This window comes from uncultured Phyllobacterium sp. (assembly GCF_902479695.1).
GTDB classification, from domain to species: Bacteria; Pseudomonadota; Alphaproteobacteria; order Rhizobiales; family Rhizobiaceae; genus Phyllobacterium; species Phyllobacterium calauticae.
Genome location: NZ_CABSQF010000020.1, coordinates 1 through 18,081 on the forward strand (window position 1 = coordinate 1; position 18,081 = coordinate 18,081).

21 protein-coding genes are annotated in these 18,081 nt (G+C 58.6%); 15 read left to right on the top strand and 6 right to left on the bottom strand.

The window, feature by feature from the left end; translation table 11 throughout:
* The first annotated feature begins 1 nt into the window (after position 1).
* The 6 genes from RDL77_RS13595 (at position 2) to RDL77_RS13620 (ending at position 5,602) form a co-directional block, all read left to right on the top strand.
* A complete protein-coding gene (locus tag RDL77_RS13595; protein WP_288193310.1) occupies positions 2–397 on the top strand; it encodes a transcriptional regulator NrdR in 396 nt (131 codons plus the stop codon).
* A gap of 5 nt (positions 398–402) precedes the next feature.
* Complete coding sequence (gene ribD / locus RDL77_RS13600; RefSeq protein ID WP_288193311.1) at positions 403–1,512, top strand: bifunctional diaminohydroxyphosphoribosylaminopyrimidine deaminase/5-amino-6-(5-phosphoribosylamino)uracil reductase RibD; 1,110 nt, start codon at positions 403–405, stop codon at positions 1,510–1,512.
* A gap of 10 nt (positions 1,513–1,522) precedes the next feature.
* Entirely contained in the window at positions 1,523–2,137 is a 615-nt protein-coding gene (locus RDL77_RS13605) for a riboflavin synthase (RefSeq protein ID WP_223615720.1), read from the top strand.
* A 56-nt stretch (positions 2,138–2,193) separates the two neighbouring features.
* The gene (gene ribH, locus RDL77_RS13610) at positions 2,194–2,655 is read left to right on the top strand and encodes a 6,7-dimethyl-8-ribityllumazine synthase (RefSeq protein ID WP_091883905.1); all 462 of its coding nucleotides are present in this window, start codon (positions 2,194–2,196) and stop codon (positions 2,653–2,655) included.
* A gap of 4 nt (positions 2,656–2,659) precedes the next feature.
* Entirely contained in the window at positions 2,660–3,166 is a 507-nt protein-coding gene (gene nusB / locus RDL77_RS13615) for a transcription antitermination factor NusB (protein ID WP_223615721.1), read from the top strand.
* A 279-nt stretch (positions 3,167–3,445) separates the two neighbouring features.
* Positions 3,446–5,602, top strand: coding sequence for a sodium-translocating pyrophosphatase (locus RDL77_RS13620; RefSeq protein ID WP_223615722.1), 2,157 nt, complete (start codon positions 3,446–3,448; stop codon positions 5,600–5,602).
* Positions 5,603–5,670: 68 nt separating this feature from the next.
* Here the strand turns inward: RDL77_RS13620 and RDL77_RS13625 are convergent, their stop codons facing one another.
* Entirely contained in the window at positions 5,671–6,177 is a 507-nt protein-coding gene (locus tag RDL77_RS13625; protein ID WP_223615774.1) for an outer membrane protein assembly factor BamE, read from the bottom strand.
* 123 nt (positions 6,178–6,300) lie between these two features.
* Between RDL77_RS13625 and RDL77_RS13630 the strand changes: the two genes are divergently transcribed.
* From RDL77_RS13630 to RDL77_RS13655, 6 genes are all read left to right on the top strand, one after another.
* Positions 6,301–6,861, top strand: a complete 561-nt coding sequence (locus RDL77_RS13630; RefSeq protein ID WP_288193387.1) for a ubiquinol-cytochrome C chaperone family protein — start codon at positions 6,301–6,303, stop codon at positions 6,859–6,861.
* Between the two features lie 13 nt (positions 6,862–6,874).
* Positions 6,875–7,438 carry a DUF177 domain-containing protein gene (locus RDL77_RS13635; RefSeq protein ID WP_223615723.1) on the top strand — a complete coding sequence of 188 codons (564 nt, stop codon included), beginning with the start codon at positions 6,875–6,877 and terminating at the stop codon, positions 7,436–7,438.
* Between the two features lie 221 nt (positions 7,439–7,659).
* Positions 7,660–8,739: a phosphate acyltransferase PlsX gene (gene plsX / locus RDL77_RS13640; RefSeq protein WP_223615724.1), complete on the top strand. Its 1,080-nt coding sequence runs from the start codon at positions 7,660–7,662 to the stop codon at positions 8,737–8,739.
* Positions 8,740–8,748: 9 nt separating this feature from the next.
* Positions 8,749–9,720, top strand: coding sequence for a beta-ketoacyl-ACP synthase III (locus tag RDL77_RS13645; protein ID WP_288193314.1), 972 nt, complete (start codon positions 8,749–8,751; stop codon positions 9,718–9,720).
* A gap of 123 nt (positions 9,721–9,843) precedes the next feature.
* Entirely contained in the window at positions 9,844–10,164 is a 321-nt protein-coding gene (locus RDL77_RS13650) for an integration host factor subunit alpha (RefSeq protein WP_091883889.1), read from the top strand.
* A gap of 131 nt (positions 10,165–10,295) precedes the next feature.
* Positions 10,296–10,853: a MerR family transcriptional regulator gene (locus RDL77_RS13655; RefSeq protein ID WP_223615725.1), complete on the top strand. Its 558-nt coding sequence runs from the start codon at positions 10,296–10,298 to the stop codon at positions 10,851–10,853.
* A gap of 331 nt (positions 10,854–11,184) precedes the next feature.
* Here the strand turns inward: RDL77_RS13655 and RDL77_RS13660 are convergent, their stop codons facing one another.
* Positions 11,185–11,490 (bottom strand): hypothetical protein, encoded by a 306-nt coding sequence (locus RDL77_RS13660; protein ID WP_288193316.1) that lies wholly within the window; start codon positions 11,488–11,490, stop codon positions 11,185–11,187.
* Between the two features lie 15 nt (positions 11,491–11,505).
* A complete protein-coding gene (locus RDL77_RS13665) occupies positions 11,506–11,757 on the bottom strand; it encodes a DUF883 C-terminal domain-containing protein (RefSeq protein ID WP_223615727.1) in 252 nt (83 codons plus the stop codon).
* A gap of 183 nt (positions 11,758–11,940) precedes the next feature.
* Here RDL77_RS13665 and RDL77_RS13670 point away from each other — a divergent pair, with 183 nt between their 5' ends.
* Positions 11,941–12,498 (top strand): fasciclin domain-containing protein, encoded by a 558-nt coding sequence (locus RDL77_RS13670; RefSeq protein WP_223615728.1) that lies wholly within the window; start codon positions 11,941–11,943, stop codon positions 12,496–12,498.
* A gap of 780 nt (positions 12,499–13,278) precedes the next feature.
* On the opposite strand, the gene RDL77_RS13675 is transcribed toward RDL77_RS13670, so the two are convergent.
* The gene (locus RDL77_RS13675; protein WP_288193318.1) at positions 13,279–14,400 is read right to left on the bottom strand and encodes a porin; all 1,122 of its coding nucleotides are present in this window, start codon (positions 14,398–14,400) and stop codon (positions 13,279–13,281) included.
* A gap of 886 nt (positions 14,401–15,286) precedes the next feature.
* On the opposite strand from RDL77_RS13675, the gene RDL77_RS13680 reads away from it, so the two are divergent.
* Positions 15,287–15,865, top strand: coding sequence for an isochorismatase family protein (locus tag RDL77_RS13680; RefSeq protein WP_288193319.1), 579 nt, complete (start codon positions 15,287–15,289; stop codon positions 15,863–15,865).
* Between the two features lie 45 nt (positions 15,866–15,910).
* Here RDL77_RS13680 and RDL77_RS13685 read toward each other — a convergent pair whose 3' ends face one another.
* A complete protein-coding gene (locus RDL77_RS13685; RefSeq protein WP_288193321.1) occupies positions 15,911–16,240 on the bottom strand; it encodes a VanZ family protein in 330 nt (109 codons plus the stop codon).
* Between the two features lie 441 nt (positions 16,241–16,681).
* Entirely contained in the window at positions 16,682–16,870 is a 189-nt protein-coding gene (locus RDL77_RS13690) for a hypothetical protein (protein ID WP_223615732.1), read from the bottom strand.
* Positions 16,871–17,107: 237 nt separating this feature from the next.
* Here RDL77_RS13690 and RDL77_RS13695 point away from each other — a divergent pair, with 237 nt between their 5' ends.
* Complete coding sequence (locus RDL77_RS13695) at positions 17,108–18,019, top strand: LysR substrate-binding domain-containing protein (protein WP_288193323.1); 912 nt, start codon at positions 17,108–17,110, stop codon at positions 18,017–18,019.
* Positions 18,020–18,081 lie beyond the last annotated feature (62 nt).

An 18,081-nucleotide genomic window follows, 5' to 3' on the forward strand; every position in this document is an offset into this window, starting at 1 on the left:
CATCTGTACCGTGTGCGGCGGGCGCTTCACCACCTTCGAGCGCGTGCAGTTGCGCGATCTCAGCGTGATCAAGAAGAGTGGTCGCAAGGTGGCTTTCGACCGCGACAAGCTGATGCGTTCGGTTGAAGTCGCACTGCGCAAGCGGCAGGTCGATCCGGAACGGGTGGAGCGCGCGGTGTCGGGCATTGTCCGCCAGCTCGAAAGCTCCGGCGAACCGGAGGTCAGCTCCGACGAAATCGGCCGGCTGGTCATGGATGCGCTGAAAGGCATCGACGACATCGCCTACATCCGCTTCGCCTCGGTCTACCGCAATTTCCGCGAGGCCAAGGATTTCCACAATGTGATCGACGAAATCACCGCTGGCGATGTTGCGTCCGATCCGGTCGAGGATGAGTGAACCGTATGAACCCATCGGAGCAGAGTGCGCTTGACCGGCGCTACATGGCTGCGGCCATTCGTCTGTCGCGCAGCCATCAGGGGCTGACGGGAACAAACCCGTCCGTCGCCACGCTGATTGTCGACAAGGATGGTGTCATTGCCGGGCGCGGCGTGACCGCCATCGGCGGGCGGCCGCATGCGGAAACCCAGGCCCTCGCCGAGGCTGGCGACCGGGCGAGGGGCGCTACGGCCTATGTCACGCTCGAACCCTGCGCCCATCACGGCAAGACGCCGCCCTGTGCCGATGCACTGGTCACGGCGGGTGTCAGCCGGGTCATTGCCGCCGCCAATGACCCGGATGACCGGGTGGCGGGCAGGGGCTATGCCATCCTGCGCAATGGCGGCATCGAGGTGGTGACCGGCGTTCTGGCGGCCGAAGCCGCCGATTATCTCGCCGGTTACCTGATTCGATCTTCAAAGAAACGCCCGGAAGTGACTCTGAAACTTGCACTTTCCGCCGATGGCTACATCGGCAGGCACGGCACGGGCCAGATTGCCATCACCGGCCCGGTCGCGCGGGCGCAGGTGCACCTGATGCGGGCTGAATCCGACGCCATTCTCGTGGGAATCGGCACGGCGCTGGCCGATGACCCCGTCTTGACCTGCCGGCTGCCGGGGCTGGAAAACCGCTCGCCGGTGCGCGTCGTGCTCGACAGCCGGCTGCGTCTGCCGCTGGACAGCAAGCTGGTGCAATCGGCGGGTAGCGTTCCCCTGTGGATTGCCGCCAGCGCCCAGGCCGATCCGGCCAAGCGCCAGGCGCTGGTCGCGGCGGGCTGCCGTATGCTCGCGACCGAAACCGACTGCGGCGCAACCGCGCTGCCGGAACTGCTCGACGATCTGGCGGCGCAGGGCATCGCCACGCTGATGGTGGAGGGCGGTGCTGCCGTCGCGTCTGCGCTTCTGCAGGACGATCTCGTTGACCGCATTGCGCTTTTTGAAGGCCCGCTGGCAATCGGATCGGACGGCGGTCTTGCAGTACCAGAACTTTCTTCCCATATCGCTCGTGACTTCACGCTGTCGCGGGATGACCGCTTCGGTGACGATCACTATCGCGAATACGTAAGACCCATCTGAGGAACTATGCATGTTTACGGGAATTGTAACGGATATCGGCAAGATTGGTCAGGTCAAGCCGCTCAATGAAGGCGTGCTTCTGCGCGTGGAGACCAATTACGATCCGCAGACGATCGAGATCGGCGCCTCCATCTCCTGTTCAGGCGTGTGCCTGACCGTCGTGACACTGCCGGAAAAGGGTTCGAATGCCCGCTGGTTCGAGGTGGAAGCCTGGGAAGAGGCTTTGCGCCTGACCAGCATTGCCAACTGGAAGAACGGCACGCGCATCAACCTGGAACGCTCGCTGAAGCTGGGCGACGAGATGGGCGGGCACCTTGTCTCCGGCCATATCGATGCCATGGCCGAGATCGTCAAGCGCGAGGATGAGGGAGATGCCGTCCGCTTCACGCTGCGGGTGCCGGAAGAACTGGCGCGGTTCATCGCGCCGAAAGGCTCCGTGGCGCTCGACGGCACGTCGCTGACGGTCAATGCCGTCAATGGCAATGAATTCGACGTCCTGTTGATCCGCCATTCGCTTGAAGTCACCACCTGGGGTGACCGCAAGGCCGGTGACAAGGTGAATATCGAGATCGATCAGATGGCGAGATACGCTGCACGGCTTGCAGAATATCCGAAATCAGCCTAGGACCACACGCAGAGGCGGAGCATCTTCGCCACCCCCATTGAGTTCTGGAGTTTTCCATGTCCAAAAAAAAGGCGCATGCGCCCCATCTGTTGATCGTGGAAGCGCGATTCTACGACGATCTGTCGGATGCCCTGCTGAACGGTGCCAAACTGGCGCTCGATGAAGGCAAGGCAACCTATGATGTCGTGACCGTTCCCGGCGCGCTTGAAGTGCCTGCCGCCATTTCCTTTGCCCTCGATGCAGCGGAAGACGGCGGAACGGAGTATGATGGCTTCGTGGCGCTTGGTACGGTCATTCGCGGCGAAACCTATCATTTCGATATCGTTGCCAATGAATCCTGCCGTGCTCTGATGGAGCTTGCGGTGGATGAAAGCATTGCCATCGGCAATGGCATTCTCACCGTCGAGAACGAAGAGCAGGCCTGGGCCCGTGCCCGCCGCGAGGACAAGGACAAGGGTGGCTTTGCAGCGCGCGCTGCCTTGACCATGATTGCCCTCAAGGAAAAACTCGGAGCCTGACCGGATGCCTGCTTCCAAAGATGGGGAAAGTCCCGCTGTAAAGCCCGCCAACAAGCGCGGCGTTGCCCGCCTGGCGGCGGTGCAGGCACTGTACCAGATGGACGTTGCCGGAACCGGCGTGATCGAGGTGGTGGCGGAATATGAAGCGCACCGTCTCGGCAAGGAAGTCGACGGTACGCAGTATCTGGATGCCGATCCGCAATGGTTCCGTGCCATTGTCGCCGGTGTGGTTGCCGAGCAGACATCCCTCGACCCGATGATCCGTCAGGCCCTGACCGAAGACTGGCCGCTGTCACGGCTCGATTCCACGCTGCGGGCGATCCTGCGCGCCGGTATCTGGGAACTGAAGAACCGTCCCGATGTGCCGACGGCGGTTATCGTTTCGGAATATATCGACATCGCCAAGGCCTTCTACACGGAAGACGAACCCAAACTGGTGAATGCCGTGCTCGACCGTCTGGCCTTCGAATTGCGCGGTGAAAGCCGCGGCGCGAAGAACCCGCGCGGCTGACGTCCCTTCATTGAAAATGGCGGACACCCGCCTTAGGCGTGGTGCGTGGTGCGCTTGTCGAACCACGCGCCAGCCAGAACACAATGCGCCAAACCTGCTGAATCAGATCGGTCTATCCCAACCCTGAGCCGCCTCAGCGAAAGGCCTTGACCTTTTCGCATCCGCTTCGTTACTCCTAGTACATACGGTCGCGTTTCTGCCGGCCTGGCAGATTTTGCGTGCCGTACCGAACCTGACCTGGGGAGGGGTATTTTTCGGGTCAAAATCTGAGGGAGTGGCATGACTATACTGTTTCTCGTCATCGCCTGCGGTCTGCTGTCTGTCGTTTACGCTTTCTGGGCTACCCAATCGGTGCTCGCAGCGGACCAGGGCAATGCGCGCATGCAAGAAATCGCCGGTGCAATTCGCGAAGGTGCACAGGCCTATCTCACACGTCAGTATACCACGATCGCCATGGTTGGCGTCGTTGTCTTTCTAGCAGTCTGGTACCTCTTGTCTTCCACCGCGGCAGTCGGCTTCATGATCGGTGCCGTCTTGTCGGGACTTGCCGGTTTCATCGGCATGCATGTTTCCGTCCGTGCCAATGTGCGCACGGCGCAGGCATCGTCCCGCAGTCTCGCCGCCGGTCTCGAGATCGCGTTCAAATCCGGTGCGATCACCGGCATGCTCGTGGCCGGTCTCGCCCTTTTGGGTGTCTCGGTCTATTATTACATCCTCACGGGCCCGATGGGCCATCTGCCTGCGGACCGTGTTGTCATTGACGCGCTTGTCTCCCTCGGGTTCGGTGCGTCGCTTATTTCCATCTTCGCCCGTCTTGGCGGTGGCATCTTCACCAAGGGTGCCGACGTCGGCGGCGATCTCGTCGGCAAGGTCGAAGCCGGAATTCCCGAAGATGACCCGCGCAACCCGGCAACCATCGCCGACAATGTGGGCGACAATGTCGGCGACTGCGCCGGCATGGCCGCCGACCTTTTCGAAACCTATGCGGTGACCATTGTTGCCACCATGGTTCTGGGTGCCATCTTCTTTGCCGCAACGCCCGTCCTGAGCACGGTCATGCTTTATCCCTTGGCGATCTGCGGCGCCTGCATCATCACCTCGATTGCCGGGACGTTCTTCGTCAAGCTCGGTGCGAACAACTCGATCATGGGGGCGCTCTACAAGGGCCTCATCGTGACGGGTCTTCTGTCGATTGCCGGTCTTGCCCTTGCCACGTCGATGACTGTCGGCTGGGGCGAGGTGGGTATTGTTGCGGGTAAATCGATCACCGGCATCAATCTCTTCTACTGTGGCCTGGTCGGGCTTGTGGTGACGGGGTTGATCGTGGTGATTACCGAGTACTACACCGGCACCGGCAAGCGCCCCGTCAATTCGATTGCCCAGGCATCGGTCACCGGTCACGGCACCAACGTCATCCAGGGTCTGGCCGTGTCGCTTGAATCGACGGCGCTGCCCGCCCTGGTCATCGTCGGCGGCATCATCTCGACCTACCAGCTTGCCGGGCTGTTCGGCACCGGCATCGCCGTTACCGCCATGCTCGGCATTGCCGGCATGATCGTTGCGCTCGATGCCTTCGGTCCGGTGACGGACAATGCCGGCGGTATCGCGGAAATGGCCGGGCTTGATCCGGACGTGCGCAAGTCCACCGACGCGCTGGATGCCGTTGGCAACACGACGAAAGCCGTGACCAAGGGCTATGCCATCGGTTCGGCCGGTTTGGGCGCGCTGGTGCTGTTTGCCGCCTATTCCAACGACCTGCAGTTCTTCATCAGCGAAGCGAACAAGGATGGTTCGACGGCCTTCTCCTATTTCAAGGGAATGGGCGCCGTATCGTTCGAACTGTCCAATCCCTACGTTGTCGCCGGTCTGATCTTCGGCGGTCTCATCCCCTACCTCTTCGGCGGTATCGCGATGACGGCCGTTGGCCGGGCAGCAGGTTCCGTGGTGGAAGAGGTGCGCAGGCAGTTCCGTGAAAAGCCGGGCATCATGGCCGGTACGGAGCGTCCGGACTATGCGCGGGCGGTGGATATTCTCACCCGCGCCGCCATCAAGGAAATGGTCGTGCCGTCGCTGCTGCCGGTTCTGGCACCGCTCGTCGTCTATTTCGGCGTGCTGCTGATTTCCGGTTCAAAAGCCTCGGCCTTTGCCGCGCTCGGTGCTTCGCTTCTCGGCGTGATCATCAATGGCATTTTCGTTGCCATTTCGATGACATCCGGCGGCGGTGCCTGGGACAATGCCAAAAAGTCCTTTGAAGACGGCTTTGTCGACAAGGATGGCGTTCGTCACATGAAGGGATCGGATGCCCACAAGGCTTCCGTGACCGGCGATACGGTTGGCGATCCCTACAAGGACACGGCTGGCCCTGCGGTCAATCCGGCGATCAAGATCACCAACATCGTGGCCTTGCTGCTGCTGGCGGTGCTTGCGCACGGATAAGCGCCCGTCACGTCAAAGAAAAACCCGCGAAATCCGGTTTCGCGGGTTTTTTGTTTTCAGCGCAGGAATTACTGACCGGGAGGTCCGCCTGCACCAATGGAACCGGGTGCCTTGCCAACGCCCGCAAGCAGCTGGCCGAGGAACGAAAGGTCCTTGCCGCCGGTCGGCGTGGTGCGGGAGATGAAGTCGAAAACCTTGCCGTCCTGCAATCCGTAATTGGAAATGCTGGCGACCTTGCTTTTCTGGTCGAAATAAACCGCAAGAATGCGACGGTCGGTCACCTTCGGCTGCATGAAGGCGACGCTGCGTTTGCGCTTCTGGGAAATGTAATAGAAGACTTCGTTGTCGAACGTTGCCGTCGAAGACGGGCTGCCAAGCGACAGGATGACCTGCTCGCGGCTGGACCCGACCGGAACGAACGCCAGCGCCTTCTCGTCGAGAATATAACCTTCCGACAATGTTTCGGATGGATTGAGGTTGGCGGTATTACAGCCGGCAAGCCCTACGACAAAAAACAGAGCTCCGGCGAGAAGATATTCCCGGGAACGATCGGCCTTGAAAATCCGCTGCAACAACGACATCTCCATTTCAATAGTGGGGCCACGTCTTTCGCTGCCCGCAGAACTTCGGTAAACCACCTTGAAGTCCGATGCAACCGGCGACTCGTGTTGCGGCCCGACCCAAGTGAAAGCACATATATGATTCTCAATTTATTCAGCCGTAAGGCCAAAGCAAATGAGGCGATTACCACAGCCCTCTACGATGTGATCGTGGCGGCGGCGCGGCAGCCATACCTCTATTCTGACATTGATGTGCCGGATTCGCCGCTCGGACGCTATGAAATGGTATCTTTGCACGTTTTTCTTTTCATGCGCCGGATAAAGGGCAGGACACCAGCCCTCAAGATGATCGGACAGGAAGTGACGGATGAATTCTTCCGGGACGTGGATCACTCGCTGCGGGAGCTTGGGATCGGCGACTCCGGTATCCCGAAGCGGATGAAAAAACTGGCGCGCATGTTCTATGGCCGGGTGGAGTCCTATGACAAGGCGCTCCAGACCAACGACCATCCGGCCCTGGCGGCCGCACTGGCCCGCAATGTCCGCCCTGACACCAGCGAATGGACAGGCGCCTCCGCGCTGGCCGGATACACCATCCAAGCGGCGTTGTTCCTGGAAAACCAGTCGGATGAAGATATAGCCCGCGGGCAGCTGGCCTTTCCGGACGCCAGCGCCGGTGCAGAAACCCTGCAGAATTAGGAAGGGGAGCAAAATGACAAGAAATATCGATGGCGCACTCAGTTTCCCGGTCTCGGTCAAACGGCTTCCGCAGAAGGGACTGACCGTCAAGATCGAAGCGGACGAGCGCGAGCGCATAGCGCTGCGGGACTTTCACGAATTGCAGGATGTAACGTCGTTCAAGGCCGATCTGCAGATTGTTCCCTGGAAGAAGGACGGCATACGCGTGCGCGGCGTGGTGAAGGCCCGGATCGTGCAGTCCTGTGTCGTCACGTCGGATCCTGTCGATGCGGTCGTCAATGCGGAAGTGGATACGCTGTTCGTGCCGGAGAACTCCAAGCTGGCACGTTTGCCGCTCGATGAGAACGGCGAGCTGATCATCAGCGCCGACGGTCCCGATATTCCGGAGACATTTTCCGGCGATACGCTGGATGCCGGTGCCATAGCCGAGGAGTTTTTCGAGCTGGCCATTGATCCATACCCCCGCAAGGAGGGCGTATCGGATACGCCCATCGAGGTTGTCTTCGGTGATGACGAAACAGCGGAAAAGCCTGTCAGTCCGTTTGCCGGCCTCAAGGACTGGAAACAGAAGCCTTGATTGTGACGATTTCCTGAGGCTGACTATCGAAATACTGCCCTGATGGGCTATAACAACGGAAAATACCCAAAAAGGGGCAGTGTTTTTCACAATGATTCCAGTCCATGTGCCGGAGGTCCGGCAGATTCCGGTTGTACAGCGACGGAAATTGACTATTTTCGCCGAGTCTTTGAGCAATTGATAAACCCAGCAAGCATACTCACTGAACAGGACAATCGAGAGTGATCAGAATTTCCATTGATGCCATGGGCGGTGATTTCGGTCCTGAGATCGTCATTCCCGGTCTGGCAACGGCGCTGGAGCGCCATCCTGATATCCGGTTTGTGATCTTCGGTCGTGAGGAAGAGGTAAGGCCGGTTCTCGACCGTCATCCCACGCTTGCGAGCTCGACATTCCACCACTGCGACGTGTCGGTGCGTATGGACGAAAAACCCAGCCAGGCCTTGCGCAACGGCCGCTGGAAGTCATCCATGTGGCGCTCCATCGAGGCGGTGAAAACAGGCGAGGCGGATGTCTGCGTATCGGCGGGCAATACCGGCGCGCTGATGGCCATGTCGAAATTCTGCCTGCGCACCATGGCCAATGTGGAACGCCCGGCCATTGCCGGCATCTGGCCGACATTGCGCGGTGAGAGCATCGTGCTCGATATCGGCGCGACCATCGGTGCCGACGCGCAGCAGCTGGTCGACTATGCCGTCATGGGCGCCGCCATGGCCCGGTCGCTGTTCGAGATCGAACGCCCGACGATCGGCCTGCTCAATGTCGGGGTGGAAGAAATCAAGGGACAGGACGACGTCAAGGATGCGGCGCGCATTTTGCGCGAGATTCCCTTGCCAAGCCTTGAATATTACGGCTTCGTCGAAGGCGACGACATCGGCAAGGGCACCGTCGATGTGGTGGTCACCGAAGGGTTTACCGGAAACATCGCCCTGAAGACGGCGGAGGGGACGGCCAAGCAGTTCGCGCAGTATCTGCGCGATGCCATGGGCCGCACATTGATGGCCAAGATCGGCTATCTCTTCGCCAGGGGTGCATTCAATCATCTGCGGGAGAAAATGGACCCGCGCAAGATCAATGGCGGCGTGTTTCTCGGGCTCAATGGTGTTGTCATCAAGAGCCATGGCGGAACCGATGCGCTGGGCTTCGCGTCCGCCGTCGATGTCGGCTATGATATGGCGCGCAACAAGCTCTTGAGCAAAATTGCCTCGGATCTGAGCCATTTTCACAAAAGCCCGGTCGGGGTCGCTTTTCAGGGCGAGACCGAAAATGATTCAGAAGCTGAAATAGAACCACAGGCGTAGGAAAAATAAATGATCCGGTCCGTTGTTAGAGGTGTAGGGGCGGCCAAACCGGCGCGCCTGGTCAAGAACGCCGATCTGGAAGGCATTGTCGAAACCAGCGACGAGTGGATCGTGCAGCGGACGGGCATCCGTCAGCGCTATATCGCAGGCGAGGGCGAAACAACCGCTTCGCTGGGCGAGGCAGCAGCACGCGCAGCGCTCGACAATGCCGGCATGACGCCGGACGACATCGACCTGATCATTCTGGCGACTTCGACGCCCGACAATACGTTCCCGGCCTCCGCCGTCGACATCCAGGCACGCCTCGGCATGACCCATGGCTTTGCCTTCGACATGCAGGCGGTCTGCTCCGGCTTCGTCTATGCCATCAGCACTGCCGACCTCTACATTCGCGGCGGCATGGCCAAGCGCGTTCTGGTCATCGGTTCGGAGACATTCTCGCGCCTTCTCGACTGGAATGACCGCACGACGTGCGTCCTGTTCGGCGATGGCGCCGGTGCCGTCGTGCTCGAGGGCAGTGAGGGACGCGGCCTGACATCCGATCGCGGCATCCTCACCGCCAACCTGCGGTCCGACGGTTCGCACAAGCAGAAGTTGTATGTGGATGGCGGACCATCCAGCACCCAGACGGTCGGACACCTGCGCATGGAGGGCCGCGAGGTTTTCAAGCATGCGGTCGGCATGATCACCGACGTCATCGAAGCCTCGTTCTCGGAGGCCGGGATCACGGCCGAGGATGTCGACTGGTTCGTTCCGCACCAGGCCAACAAGCGCATCATCGACGCATCAGCCAAGAAATTGAACCTTGCCGAGGAAAAGGTGGTCATTACGGTTGACCAGCATGGCAATACCTCCGCGGCGTCCGTCCCGCTGGCCCTGGCGACAGCGGTTGCCGACGGGCGGATCAAGCAGGGCGATCTTGTCCTTCTTGAAGCCATGGGCGGGGGCTTTACGTGGGGTGCAGTTCTGCTACGGTGGTGATGGTCCGGTTGGGTCAGCAGTTTGTTTTATCAACTGTTTTACCTGCTTGCCCTATCGGATTTGATCCTATAACTTCCGCTTCCACCTTGATAGTTTTGCAACAAACGAGAGCTTAGAGATCGTATGGGGGGTAAGACCATTACGCGCGCTGATCTGGCCGAAGCAGTCTATCGCAAGGTAGGGCTTTCACGCACGGAGTCAGCTTCACTCGTCGAAACCATTCTCGATGAAGTATGTGATGCCATTGTTCGTGGCGAAACGGTCAAATTGTCATCGTTCGCCACGTTTCAGGTCCGGGACAAGAACGAACGCATCGGCCGCAACCCGAAAACGGGTGAAGAGGTGCCCATTTTGCCTCGCCGGGTCATGACGTTCAAGGCGTCCAATGTGCTCAAACAGCGCATTTTGCGCTCGCATCAGGCACGCAAGAAGAAATCTGCATAGCGGATTTATGCAGGGCGCTTTGGCTCCCTGGGCGAGATTGCTGTGGGGCAATCTCGCGTTGTACTTGAAAACCACTTGATAAACCGCTGAAATGGGCGTCGAATCAGATTTTCTCCTGAAAGGGTGAAAACATGGACAAGAGTCCCGACGCTTTTAGAACCATCAGTGAAGTTGCTGAAGATCTCGATCTTCCCCAGCATGTTCTGCGTTTTTGGGAAACGCGTTTTACCCATATCAAGCCTATGAAGCGCGGCGGCGGACGACGATATTATCGCCCGCTCGATGTCGATCTGCTCAAGGGCATCCGCCATCTGCTGTATGATCAGGGCTATACGATCAAGGGCGTGCAGCGGCTTTTGCGGGAAAATGGCGCGCAGTTCATCATCGCGCTCGGCAGCGGCGACACCGCTGCCGCCGAAGCCATCAGCCAGCAGAAGCAGGCGGCCGTTCGCGAAGAGGAAGCACATTCCGCCGAGCAGGAACGCGCCGACGCGGCGGAAGAAGCCGCCGTCATGGGATCGCCGAAATCATCGTCCCATGGCCGGCGTCTCTTTGGCCTGATCAAGGGCGACGATGACGGGCCGGTGGCTGCCGACGGCAAGCGGCTGTCAAAGGACAACCGGACCCTGCTGCAGGAAACGCTTTTCGACCTCTTGGAATGCAAGCGCCTGCTGGATCAGGTCCGCTAGGTTCACCGCGCAATTCGCTGCAGAGTTGCAGGCTGGCAAATAGGTTGTTCGTGGTTCGACAAGCTCACCATGAGGGAGGTTGAGGATTGCGGGGAGCCATATGCTGCAACGTATCCGATTGGCCTTGCAATCAAATGAATTCTCTCATGGTGAGCTTGTCGAACCACGCACCGCGCTCCCGCCAATAAAAAAACCCAGCTTCCACGGGGAGTGAAAGCTGGGATTTGGGGTTGGCTGTGGGGTTCAGCCTAGCTGGTTGGGGGACCAGTATTGTGAAAACGCCGCCATCCGCCAAAAGTTCCAAAATATTTTGAAAAAATTTGGAACTGATTCAACGGGCCAGCATACCGATGACGATGCCGAGGCCTGCAATGACCATCAGCGTCGACACGGAATTCTGCGTCTGGATACCGCCGATTTTGCGGGCCTGATGGCCGACAGCATGTGCTGCCCGCCGTCCGCCGTCCTTGATGGCGTCAAAGGCCGAGGAATCATCGCCTTCGAGATCATCGAGCAGTTGCACGCCTTTGTCGGCGAGCGACTGCGTCAGCGCCGCCAGATCGCGCTTCAGATCTTCGATTTCGCGCTGCAAACGTGCGCGATCCTCATCGTTACGGCTTGGTTCAGCACTGTCCATGGCCATCACCCTTCGTTAGCGTCTTGAAACAAGCCCGATGAGCAGGGCTGCGCCCGCCACGATAGCAAGGGTTGCCAGCGGGTTTTCCTTGGCCGCATCGGCGGCATAGCGCACCTGGTTGGTGGCAACGCGTTTCACATCGTCCAGCTTTTCGCCGCCCATGTCGGCGAGATTGGCCGTGAGTTTCGACACTTCCTTGCGCAAGGCTGCGATCTGAGCCTCGACATCGTCCTGGATATCATCGGTGGTTTTGGAAAATATTGCCATTCTTTATCTGCTCCTGTGCATGACAAGCCTATAACGGGCAGGGGCCGCTTAGGTTCCCCTCGGGTTTTGTTCGAATGTCAGCGCCCGGAAAAATAATAAATGCACCTGCCGGAAACTTTCCCGGTCAAGCCCTCGTTCTTGTTTGCATTCCCCAGGAAGGGGAGGCAAACGCGGAGCAATACAATGGGTAAATTGACTGCAGGTATTTTCGCCGGATTTTTGGCGGTTACAGCACTGAGCGGAGCAGCATTGGCAAAGGACAACCCGATGGTTGGCGGCGCACCGATGTATGCCAACAAGAATATCATCGAGAATGCGGTCAACTCCAAGGACCACACAACACTTGTCGCCGCAGTCAAGGCGGCCGGTCTTGTCGAAACGCTTCAGGGCAAGGGACCGTTCACGGTATTCGCGCCAACCAACGAAGCCTTCGCCAAGCTGCCAAAAGGCACTGTCGAGACGCTTTTGAAACCAGAGAACAAGGCGACGCTCACCAAGGTTCTCACCTGCCATGTGGTGGCTGCTGACGCCATGTCCATGACGATCAAGAAGATGATCAAGGACGATGGCGGCTCGCACAAGGTAAAGACGGTCGGTGGTTGCATTCTGACCGTCAGCGAAAAGGGCGGCAAAATCTCGATCAAGGATGAGAAGGGCAACGTCGCTCATGTCTCGATCGCTGATGTCAAGCAGTCGAACGGCGTCATTCACGTGATCGACAAGGTTCTCCTGCCAAAATAAGACAGCGGCAAACGCTGCTCCGGCGGACACCCCCGCATGCCCGTTATCGGCGTTCCGATAACGGGCTTTTTGTTTCTCCGGTCAAAACCTACTTGGTGTCATGCTTGAAGCGCCGGTGGCTGAATCCGCCTTTGGCCAATCGCAGGATTGAAGAGAGTTTTGTCGGGTCACAGGCAGTTTTAGGAATTTGTTTGCTCACCTTTTGCATCGTTTTGGGCGATGCAGGCTGTGCATGGTGCGGCGTGTGAAGAATCGCTTCTCCCATAGTTCATTCGCTCCCTGACGACGTTCCGCTCCCGGCCCATGCCGGAAGCCCAATGCTGTGGTTCGTATACGGATATTCCCGGATCATACGACGGACAGTCGATCCTTGCCTGGATCATTCTATGGAGAGGTCAGTCAACTCTTGCCGTTTACACCCGGTGCGACGGTTTCGCCTGGTACGCCAGCAAGATAATCACAATGACTGCAAGCAAGAAATCAAGATCACGCATATCCGTAACCTCCTGCATTCCAGGGCGGAATATAGCGGGAAACGCGCCGGTTTCCAAATCACAACATGTCGATCCGGCCGGCGTGCAGCGCGCGCAACGCTGCACATGTAAAAAACGGTGAGCCGCGAAGCCCACCGTTTCAAAAAATGACGTGACTGGAGATCTCATCATCGCAGTTCAGCAATGCAGTCCTTCTCCATTGCCAAACACAATTCATATGTTTGTTGGGCCAAGGCCTGAGTATCCGGGGACGGGCCCCGGATACATCTTCAAATCCTGTTAAGGATTAGAAGTTGCGCTGGAAGCGGATCATGCCACCGAATGCATCGTCGTTGCCGCCGTTGAGGATCGACTGATCCTTACGATGACCATCGAACTTGGTGTAGCTGATTTCTGGCGTAACTGTGAAGCCAGGAACGAGCTCGTAAGCAACGTTCAAAGTACCAGCAACGGTGCCTTCGGATTCGTATGCAACCTGTGCATTGACAGTTGCCTTATCCGTAACCTTGGCGGACAGGCCACCCCAAACAGCCCAGTCGCCTTCCCAGCGGCCGAACCAGTTCAGGCTGCGTGCATGCGCGTAGTTATCGTCGAAGTTCGACTGATAGCCACCCATGACGAATGCCTTGACAGTGTCGGTGAACTTGACGTCCAAACGAACCTTACCGGCCCATTCTTCGATAACCGAGTCATAACCAGCAACAGCCGAGATACCGCCCCAACCCTGCTCGTACTTCACACCGCCGACTACATGCGGCATGTAATCGTTGATGCGGTAGTCGTGCGAAGCGCCGTCGTTGTCGGATTCGGATTCGCCCTGTTCAGCACCGATCATGGCCGAGAAGCCATTGCCAGCTGCGAACGTGTAGCTAACCTGGTTGGACGTGCCGGACTGATAGTTGATCACGTCGTCGTTGATGACGCTACCGGCATAACCGGTCCACGAACCGAACAGTTCGTCAGCAACACCGATGCGGAAACCGCCGAGTTCGATGAACGCGTTAGGAATGAGGCCACCGCTGTTGGAACCGTTCGTGTAGTTGAAACGTGTTTCAATGTACGAACGCAGTGTGCCGAGTTCTGTTTCCGAACGGGCGTCGAAACGAACTGTGGCGCGTGTGCGCTTGTAATAGGTGTCTTCGTTCAGGCCGTCTGAGCCCTTGATGCCGCTGACATGGCCGCCGGTGTATACGCTGTCGCCGCCCTTGGCGTCGTAACGGACATAGCCGCCGATCTTCAGGCAGGTCTCGGTGCCAGGAATGTAGAAGAAGCCCTTGCCGTATGCATCGCAAACGCGAACGTATTCGACAGCTTCAGGTTCGGCGACGACAACTGCGTCAGCAGCGCGCGCGCCAGTTACTGCAACCAGAGCTGCAGCGGAGCCGAGTAGCAGGCTCTTAATGTTCATTGTTGCTCTCCATGAGATTGGTAGTGACAATTCGGTATTCTGCGACTTTGGTCGTAGAGTCAAATGTCAAATTACAAATCTTTAATGCCGGGAGCGATGGGATTTTTATTGTTGCGGATTTGCAACTATAAGTTAACACAGGGTTAATATCAAGTATAATCAGTATGAATACTTTAAAGTATAAGCATATCATGCTATTGTAACAAAATTGTGATAGGGCTTGTAAATATTATCAGGTTTTCGCTTGGTATTTCCGTCAGCTGCGTGGCGTCCGGCGGTCTGGTGGATCTGCTGTTTCCCGTGCCTGACCGCCCGGCATGAGTCTGGAGGCGGCCACGTCCGTTCGTGGCAGCGGGTGAGACGTCAATCAGCCCGCCCGACCCTATCCTTAAGTTGATAGCAGTCGCGCCTTGCCCTTGCGGGCAGCTTGGTTGTGGCTGATTCTGAGCGCAATTGATACGCCATTCAACAATGGCTGCAGCCAGCCGCAAGGCGCGCATGGGTGAAAGCCACATCCGAAATTCGGATTATCTGTGCGCTGTCAGAAGTTTAATTCTCGCCTTTCGTCGTATACGCCTGACGAGCGCCGGTACATCGACCGTGCAATCCTGAAAATTCATCTCAGCAGCGCGACTCCGCTCCTCCGCCTGAACGATGATTTTTTCCTTGCAGCTCTGTCGTCCCAGAAACTTAATTCTTGTTCGCATGTTCCACACCCCTCATGTCTTATGACTTTTTTTGAGAGACCTAATATATGCAATGATTCCGGGTGGTTTGGAATATATCCGGTGTTCAAATGCCGGGCTGGCCGTACACGAAACAGTGAATAAACCTCGGCGCGGGACTGTCGTATCGGTTGGCGCTGCGGACGGAGGAGGGTGGAGACTTGGCGTTTACAAAAGATGAGATAACTGCCCACGCCCTGGTGATCGTCGATGTGCAAAATGCCTTCATCACGGGAGCCGAAGCCGTCCCGGATTGCGTCCAGCTTCAGGGTGCGGTGAAAAGGCTTCTCGAGAATGCGCGCGCGGCCAAGGTGCCGGTTGTCTTCCTGCAGAATGACGGTCCTGCCGGCGCGGTTGACGCGCCGAATACCGATGGCTGGCAATTGTTCTTTCCGCCGGAGGCGCGCGAAGCGGTGATCCGCAAGTCCAGAGATAATGGCTTCGATGGCACCGGGCTCGAGAATCAGCTCCGGGCGCATGGCGTCCGGTCGATGGCGATCTGCGGCATGCTGTCGGAAATGTGCCTGGCGGCGACGGCGCGAGCCGCGCTGGAAAAGGGATTTGCGGTGATCCTTTCCCATGATGGCCACGCAACCTACGATGTGCCGGCTGGTCCGGGCAATTCAGAGGCTGTTCCCGCACGGTTGGCCGCGCGGGCGGCAGAATGGTCGCTGGGCGACGATATTATCCTTTTGGCCGCTGCGGGCGATATCCGCTTCCAGACGGCCCGCCGCAGGTAAAATGCTTCCGGGGCTTGCCGTTGGCGAATGGCAGGTCGAATCCCCTTAGCGCAAAAGGCGCAGGAAGAGCGTGCTTGCGGCAACCCCGAAGGTTCCGCCGGCCGCCTTCACCACGGCATCGAGCAGCCGGGCATGCCGGGTTGGGGCAAGCATCTGTGCCAGCTCGAAACCGAAAGCCGCGCCAACCACCAAAAACAGGATGAGCAGCCACCGCCGCGGATAGGCCGCCGCAAAGACGAAGCCAAGCACGGCAAAAGCTGCAAAGCGCTCGACATTGACCGGCAAGCCGCTCTCCGGCCGCAGGCTGATGGGGTCGACAGTGATGAAAAGTATGGCTGCGAACAGCAGCCAGGCGGCGATTTGAATGAGCTTCATTCATACCCCATAGCGCATTCAACGCCTGGTTCCAATCCGTCACAATCTGCAATTTAGGGTAAAGCCGGATGTCGGCGTGCGGGCGACGCAAACTTCATGTTGCGCGGTACGCGTATCCTTCGGGTGAGGCCCGGCAAGGGGCATCGGGGGGTGATGAGATGCCGAGCCTCCGTTGCCCGAAGGTGACAACGTGCGGGTGATAACACGAGAACCTGAGCAGAAGATTATCCGAACCTGAGGCGAAACTGAGATGCAGTCCGGCCTCGGGGACAGCATGTCCGCCGGCGCGCGGATGCGCCTGTGGCGAGGCCCAGTGCAGCGCCGGGCGAAGGCAGGCACGCACTGGACCCCATGCTTGGGTTGCTCAAGCGACGCTCACTTGCCAAAGGCGTTTGTCACAATCAAGCCGTCATGTTTCCCGCTTCGTCCCATGCCGTTCATTCAGCTGCGGTAATGGACCCGGTACCTGTCTTCGACCGGCTGTCCAACCGTTGCCTTGACCCCCAGGACGAAATGGATCGAGATGATCTTGTCGGCCTCTACACCCGCTTCAGACAGTGCGGCATTCAGCGCCTTGATCGTGGCCGCGACTTCCATCTCCTTGACCGGTATCTGCTCGTTCGTTGTCATCATTCGTTCCTTTACACAACGGGAAATGCCTTGGCCCTTACCGGGCCTGGCTCGTTTGCCCGGGCGCCGCTCATGCGCGCCCTGTCAGGCATGTCCGATATACCGCGCTGATATACATTGGCATAATATAAGAATTATCATATTCTAATAGGCATGAACTATGAGTAGTTCATGCCTGCCGTGCGATGGGCCAATCGCGTGAAGGTGACTCAACCATTGGCCTGTATCGAAAGAAGTATGATCGTCATGACGTTGTCCGGCCTGTCGCTTCGCGATCTGGAATATGCCATTGCGGTTGCGGATCTGGGCAGCTTTGGCAAGGCCGCCGAACAGTGCCGGGTTGCGCAGCCTTCGCTTTCCGTACAGGTGAGCAAGCTCGAGACCCGGCTGAAGACGGTGATTTTCGAACGCACGACGCGGCGGGTCATCGTCACGCCGCAGGGCCACGAACTCCTTGACCAGATGCGCCGTGTGGTACTGGAGGCGCGCCGGCTGCTGGATCTGTCCGTCCGCTCCTCGGAGGCCTTCGGCGGCACGTTGCGCCTGTCGGCAATCGCCACGCTTGGCCCCTATTATTTCCCGCGCATTCTCCAGAGCTTGCGCGCGCACTATCCGGCGCTTGCCTTCGTGCTGGGTGAAGGGCGCACCGACGACCTCGTCACGGCTCTGCTGCGCGGTGACCTCGATGCCGTGCTCATGTCGACACCGTCCGGAGAGCCGGGCTTGAGCGAAATCCCGCTGTTTCACGAACCGTTCGTGATGGCCTGTCCCGAGGGACATGCGGCAACGCTGGCTGGCGGTGCCGGATGGAAAGATCTGTCTCCCCATGAGCGATTGCTGCTGGAGGAGGGGCATTGCCTGCGGGATCAGGCCATTGCCGCCTGTGCGGAGATCGACACCACCAACCGGCACGCGACCAGTCTGGAGACCCTGAAATATATGGTGGCTGCAGGCGAGGGATGTACCCTGCTGCCCGTCCTTGCGGTGAGTGACGTTCATGGGCTGCACTACCTGCCGCTGCAAGGCAGCGGATATGCGCGCACCATTGTCCTGGCCTGGCGGCGCAGCGATCCCCGGACAGAGGACTTTGAACAGCTCGGGGCCAATCTGCGCCGGTTTCAACATCCGGCGATCCGCACATTTGCCTGAGCAAGGACGCGCGTCATAGGCAAACTGCCGGCGCCTGGCCACTCGGCCCAGGCAATGCAAAG